The sequence below is a fragment of the uncultured Amaricoccus sp. genome (genome assembly GCF_937858865.1).
Lineage (GTDB): Bacteria > Pseudomonadota > Alphaproteobacteria > Rhodobacterales > Rhodobacteraceae > Amaricoccus.
On record NZ_CALLYO010000603.1, the window covers coordinates 1 to 3,522 of the forward strand.

Genomic DNA, 3,522 nt, shown 5'->3' on the forward strand with positions numbered 1-3,522 from the left:
GCTTCGGCAACATCGTCGGACATGCGCAGAACGTCGGCGACCTCTCCTCGCTCTCCTCCTGGACGGCGGAGCAGTTCGATCCGCGGCTCTCCTGGAAGGACGTGGAATGGATCAGAGAGAAGTGGGGCGGCAAGCTGATCCTGAAGGGGATCCTCGACCCCGAGGATGCGAAGATGTCGCTCGATTCCGGGGCCGACGCGATCATCGTCTCGAACCACGGCGGGCGGCAGCTCGACGGGGCGCGGTCGTCGATCTCGGCGCTGCCGCGCATCGTCGAGGCGGTGGACGGCCGGGTCGAGGTTCATATGGACGGGGGCGTGCGCTCCGGGCAGGACGTGCTGAAGGCGGTGGCGATGGGCGCGAAGGGGGTCTGGATCGGGCGGCCCTTCCTCTACGGACTCGGCGCCGGCGGCAAGGCGGGGGTGACGCGCTGCCTCGCCATCCTGCGCAACGAGCTCGACATCACCATGGCGCTCTGCGGCCGGCGCGACATCCGCGAAATCGACGGCGACATCCTAGACCTGGGGTGACGCCCCTTCCCCCGCGCCGCTCGCCGCCAGGGCCTTCAGGCCAGGCGGCGGCCGGTGCCGGCGTCGAAGAGATGGACGAAGCCCGGATCGACATGGGCGCCGAGGCGCTCGCCCGGGCGGGGGGGCGTGCTGCCGGGGAAGCGGACGACGAAGGGTGCGCTGTCGCCGGGGAGGTGGCCGTGACCATAGGCGTCGGCGCCGAGGAGCTCGGCCGCCTCGACCTCGACCGGGATGGCGCCGGGGGCGTCCGCCGGACCGGGCGAGAGGTGCTCGGGGCGGATGCCGACGAGAACCGGCGTGCCGTCGGTGCCGGGCGCGGGAGCGACGGGGCTGCCGGTCGGGAGCGTCGCCATGCCGGCCTGGACGGTGCCGCGGACGATGTTCATCGCCGGCGAGCCGATGAAGCCGGCGACGAAGACGGTGGCCGGGCGCTCGTAGACGGCGAGCGGAGTGTCGATCTGCTCGGCGACCCCGGCGTTCATCACGATCAGGCGGTCGGCCAGCGTCATCGCCTCGACTTGGTCGTGGGTGACGTAGAGGGCGGTGGTGCCGACCTCGCGCTGCAGCGCCTTGATCTGCAGGCGCATCTGCACGCGGAGCTTGGCGTCGAGGTTGGAGAGCGGCTCGTCGAGGAGGAAGGCAGCCGGGCCGCGGACGAGCGCCCGCCCCATGGCGACGCGCTGGCGCTGGCCGCCGGAGAGCTCGCGCGGCTTGCGCTTGAGGTAGGGGGTGAGCTCGAGCATGGCGGCGGTCTTCTCGACGCGGGCGCGGAGCTCGGCACCGCGGATGCCGGCGATCCTGAGGCCGTAGGCCATGTTGTCGAAGACCGACATGTGCGGGTAGAGCGCGTAGTTCTGGAACACCATGGCGATGTCGCGGGCGCGCGGCTCGAGGTCGTTCACGACGCGGCCGGCGATCTCGATGGTGCCGGACGTGATCGCCTCGAGGCCGGCGACCATCCGGAGCAGCGTCGACTTGCCGCAGCCGGAGGGGCCGACGATGACGACGAACTCGCCGTCGGCGATGTCGATCGAGACGCCGTGGATGACTTGGTTCGGGCCGTAGCTCTTGCGGACGTCCCTGAGCGATACGGTTGCCATTACTTCTCGGTCTCCACGAGGCCCTTCACGAACCAGCGCTGCATCAGGACGACGACGAGGATCGGCGGCAGGATGGCGAGGACGCAGGTGACCATGACGAGGTGCCAGGGCGTGTCGGCGTCGGCGAAGGAGATCATCTTCCTGAGCGCGATGACGATGGTGTTCATCTCGTTCGAGTTCGTCACCAGCAGCGGCCAGAGGTACTGGGTCCAGCCGTAGATGAAGAGGATGACGAAGAGCGCCGCGATGTTGGTGGCCGAGAGCGGCAGCAGGATGTCTTTGAAGAAGCGCCAGGGCCCGGCGCCGTCGACGCGGGCGGCCTCGAGGAGCTCGTTCGGGATGGTCATGAAGAACTGGCGGAAGAGGAGGGTCGCGGTCGCCGAGGCGATGAGGGGAAGGATGAGGCCGGCGTAGGTGTCGATGAGGTGGAGGTCGACCATGACCTTGTAGGTGGGGAGGATGCGGACCTCGACCGGCAGCATCAGCGTGATGAAGATCAGCCAGAAGAAGACCATGCGGAGCGGGAAGCGGAAGAAGACGATGGCGTAGGCCGAGGCGATGGAGATGACGATCTTCCCGACCGCGATGGCGAGCGCCATGATCGTGGTGTTGGCGAGGAGGCGCCCGACCGAGACGCCACCGATGCGGCGGACGCCGCCCGAGAAGGCCTCGGCGTAGTTGGCCGGGCCCTCGGGGCCGGGCAGGAGCGGCAGCGGCGGGCGGAGGAAGGTCGTCACCGGGTGGGTCGAGCCGACGAAGACGACGTAGATCGGGAAGGCGACGACGAGGACGCCGAGGACGAGCAGGAGGTGGGCGATCCACTGGCCCGAGCGCGTGCCGCCGACCATCGCGGGCTCAGCCATAGTGCACCTTGCGCTCGATATAGCGGAACTGGAAGGCGGTCAGCGCGATGACGATGACCATGAGGATCACCGACTGCGCCGCCGAGGAGCCGAGCTGCAGGTTCACGAAGCCGTCGTTGTAGACCTTGTAGACCAGCGTCTCGGTCGCCTTGCCGGGGCCGCCGCCCGTCGTCGCATGGATGATGCCGAAGGTGTCGAAGAGGGCGTAGACGGTGTTGATGACGAGGAGGAAGAAGGTGGTGGGGGCGAGGAGCGGGAAGACGATGGTCCAGAAGCGGCGCGCGCCCCCGGCGCCGTCGATGGCGGCGGCCTCGATCAGCGACTTCGGGATCGCCTGCAGGCCGGCGACGAAGAAGAGGAAGTTGTAGCTGATCTGCTTCCAGGCGGCGGCGCCGATGACGAGCGCCATGGCCTGGTTGCCGTTGAGCAGCGGGTCCCAGGCGATGCCGAGCCGGCGGAGCGGCCAGGCGAGGGTGCCGAAGGAGGGGTTGAAGAGGAAGAGCCAGAGCATGCCGGCGATGGCGGCGGCCACCGCGTAGGGCCAGATGAGGAGCGTGCGGTAGAAGCCCTTGCCGCGGAGGATCTTCTCGGCCTGGACGGCGAGGAGGAGCGCGATCGCCATTGAGAGGAAGGCGGTCCAGATCGAGAAGACGACGGTGACGCGGACCGCGTTGACATAGGCGGGGTCGGAAAGGACGCGGGCGAAGTTCTCGAGGCCGACGAAGCGGGTCGAGAGGCCGAAGGGGTCCTCGCGCAGCACCGACTGGTGCAGGGCCTGGGCGGCGGGCCAGTAGAAGAAGACCAGGCTGATCGCGAGCTGGGGGGCCACCAGGAGATAGGGCAGCAGGCGGTGCGGGAAGGTGGCGCGCATGCGGTCAGGGCCGGAGTCGCACGCGTGCGACTCCGGCCATTACGTTGATTTCATTGCAGGATTCTTCCGGCGTTAACCGGATTTCAACCGTCGTACGCCGGTCCGCGCGCCCTTCCCGTGGGCCGGGGGAGCGCCGGCCTCGGGGAGCCCGCAAGGGG

The 3,522-nt window shown here is 69.0% G+C and carries 4 protein-coding genes; 1 reads left to right on the forward strand and 3 read right to left on the reverse strand.

The window, feature by feature from the left end; translation table 11 throughout:
* On the forward strand, positions 1 to 530 hold a 530-nt coding region (locus tag Q0112_RS17855; protein ID WP_297977375.1), incomplete at its 5' end, for an alpha-hydroxy acid oxidase.
* Positions 531 to 565: 35 nt separating this feature from the next.
* On the opposite strand, the gene Q0112_RS17860 is transcribed toward Q0112_RS17855, so the two are convergent.
* From Q0112_RS17860 to ugpA, 3 genes are read right to left on the reverse strand one after another with little or no spacing between them, the layout of a single operon-like run.
* On the reverse strand, positions 566 to 1,630 hold the full coding sequence (locus tag Q0112_RS17860) for a sn-glycerol-3-phosphate import ATP-binding protein UgpC (protein ID WP_297977376.1): 1,065 nt from the start codon (positions 1,628 to 1,630) through the stop codon (positions 566 to 568).
* Entirely contained in the window at positions 1,630 to 2,493 is an 864-nt protein-coding gene (ugpE, locus tag Q0112_RS17865; protein WP_297977377.1) for a sn-glycerol-3-phosphate ABC transporter permease UgpE, read from the reverse strand. The genes Q0112_RS17860 and ugpE overlap by 1 nt, the downstream gene beginning before the upstream one ends.
* Complete coding sequence (gene ugpA, locus Q0112_RS17870) at positions 2,486 to 3,364, reverse strand: sn-glycerol-3-phosphate ABC transporter permease UgpA (RefSeq protein WP_297977378.1); 879 nt, start codon at positions 3,362 to 3,364, stop codon at positions 2,486 to 2,488. Before ugpA ends, ugpE begins: the two co-directional genes overlap by 8 nt.
* Positions 3,365 to 3,522 lie beyond the last annotated feature (158 nt).